Origin of the sequence: Streptomyces sp. N35 (genome assembly GCF_016464295.1) — a bacterium.
Lineage (GTDB): Bacteria > Actinomycetota > Actinomycetes > Streptomycetales > Streptomycetaceae > Streptomyces.
Window position 1 is genome coordinate 44783 of sequence record NZ_JAEIMH010000036.1, and the last position, 2398, is coordinate 47180.

At 73.2% G+C, this 2398-nt stretch carries 3 protein-coding genes; all 3 read left to right on the forward strand.

Annotation, left to right across the window (positions count from 1 at the left end):
• Nucleotides 1-1626, forward strand: a 1626-nt coding sequence (locus tag JAO81_RS42620) for a sensor histidine kinase KdpD (RefSeq protein ID WP_233415667.1), incomplete at its 5' end; no start/stop codon positions are given.
• Entirely contained in the window at nucleotides 1623-2060 is a 438-nt protein-coding gene (locus JAO81_RS20700; RefSeq protein ID WP_199549384.1) for a roadblock/LC7 domain-containing protein, read from the forward strand. The genes JAO81_RS42620 and JAO81_RS20700, both read left to right, overlap by 4 nt.
• A 15-nt stretch (nucleotides 2061-2075) precedes the next feature.
• On the forward strand, nucleotides 2076-2398 hold a 323-nt coding region (locus tag JAO81_RS42625), incomplete at its 3' end, for a DUF742 domain-containing protein (protein WP_233415668.1).

Below are 2398 nucleotides of genomic sequence, written 5' to 3' on the forward strand. Positions count from 1 at the left end.
CCCAGCGCCGGGGGCGCGAGGGACAAGGCCCACGCGGAGGCCCAGGACGAACTGCGCGGGATCGAGACCGACGCAGGCCAGCGCGCCGCCGACCGCGCCGACCCGTTCGCCCGCGGAATCCTTACTCCTGCCGGCGCCGCGGTACTGCTCGGACTCCTCGCCGTATCGGCCTCGTTGGTGATCTCGGTACGGATCGGCCGCGCCCTGGTCGTCGAGCTGGTCAGTCTGCGCAACACGGCCCTGGAGATCGCCCGCCGTAAACTCCCCAGCGCCATGCGCCGGTTGAGGGCCGGCGAAGAGATCGACATCCACGCCGAGGCGCCGCCGGGACCACCCGCACAGGACGAGATCGGGCAGGTCTCCGAATCCCTCGGCACCGTGCACCGCGCCGCACTCAGCGCGGCCATCGAGCGCGCCGAACTCGCCAGCGGCATCTCGGGCGTCTTCGTGAACCTCGCCCGCCGCAGCCAGGTCCTGGTCCACCGCCAGCTGAACCTGCTCGACTCCATGGAGCGACGGGCCGAGGACCCCAACGAGCTGAGCGACCTGTTCCGGCTCGACCACCTGACCACCCGTATGCGGCGGCACGCGGAGAGTCTGATCATCCTCTCCGGAGCCGCCCCCGGACGTGCCTGGCGGATGCCGGTCTCGCTCACCAACGTCGTACGGGCCGCGGTGTCCGAAGTCGAGGACTACGCGCGCGTCGAGGTGCGGCAGCTGCCCGAGAGCGCCGTCGTCGGCGCCGCGGTCGCCGACCTCACCCATCTGCTCGCCGAACTCGTCGAGAACGCCGCCTCGTTCAGCCCTCCGCACACCAAGGTGCGGGTCAACGGCGAGCCCGTCGGCAACGGCTACGCGCTCGAAGTCGAGGACCGCGGGCTCGGCATGGGCAAGGAGCGCCTCGCCGAGGCCAACCGCCGGATCGAACAGTCCGAAGCACTCGACCTGTTCGACAGCGACCGGCTCGGCCTGTTCGTGGTGAGCCGCCTCGCCGCCCGTCACGGGATCAAGGTCCATCTGCGGACCTCACCGTACGGAGGCACCACCGCCGTCATCCTGCTGCCGACCGCGCTGCTGCAGGACTCCCTGCCCAAGGGCGGCAAGCGGCCCGCACACGAAGAGATCGAACCCGCCGCCGAGCACGCACGCGTGCCCGGCGCAGGCCCCCTGCGCGAGGTCGGCGCGGCCGGACCGGTGCCCGGACCGCGGCCCGCCCTCGCGGCCATGCCCGAAGCAGCCGCCCCGCGCGGAGTGACCACGCTGCGGCTGCACACGCGGGGCGGCGAGGAGCGGACGCCGCAGCGCGAGGCCGTACCGGCCGAGCCGTCGCCGAACGGCGACACCACGGCCGACCTTCCGCGCCGGGTGCGCCAGGCGAGCCTCGCGCCCCAGCTGCGCGAGGAACCCGCCGCCGAGGCACCCGAACCGCCCGCCCAGGCGCAGAGCACCGACGAACGCACCCCGGAGCAGGTGAGGGACCGGATGACCGCCTACCGCGAGGGCTGGACCAGAGGAGGAGGGGGCCGACCCGCGGGTCGCAGGTCCGAGAGCACACCCGACTTCACACCGGGCACCGCCGGCGAAAGCCGTACGCAGGGCAGCAACAGCGAAGGAGACCACGCATGATCCAGGACCCGAGAACCGGCACCGCGCCGCGCTCCGGCGAACTCGACTGGCTCCTGGACGACCTCGTCCTGCGCGTCGGCGAGGTGCGGCACGCCGTGGTCCTCTCCAACGACGGTCTGGCGGTGGGCTCTTCCAGCGCCCTGCGCCGCGAAGACGCCGAACATCTGGCGGCCGTGGCCTCCGGATTCCACAGCCTCGCCAAGGGCGCGGGACGGCACTTCGGAGTCGGCGGAGTGCGCCAGACCATGGTCGAGATGGACGACGGTTTCCTGTTCGTGGCCGCGGCCGGCGACGGCTCCTGTCTTGCCGTCATGTCCACAGCCACCGCGGACATCGGCCTCATCGCGTACGAGATGGCCCGGCTGGTGAAGCGGGTCGGCGAACACCTCTACACGCCGCCGCGGTTCGCCGTACAGCCGCCGGCCGCGGGCTGAGCGGGGGCGGTCGCCATGAGGAAACTACGGGGCGACACCGAGCCACCCGAACCCGGCGCCCAGTGGTACGACGCCGAAGCGGGACCGCTGGTCCGCCCGTACGCCATGACCGGCGGGCGCACCAGCCCCGGCCCGAGCGGTGTGCGCTTCGATCTGATCGCACTGGTCAGCCTGGACACCGCGGCGCCCGAGCTCGGCGACGACACCGCGCTCGGCCCGGAACACCGCGCACTGATCGAACTGTGCCGCACCGAAACCCAGTCGGTCGCCGAACTGGCCGGGGAGGGCGGCCCCCCGCGGGGGGGCGGCCCCGGGCTCCCGGGGGGCGCCGCCCCCCT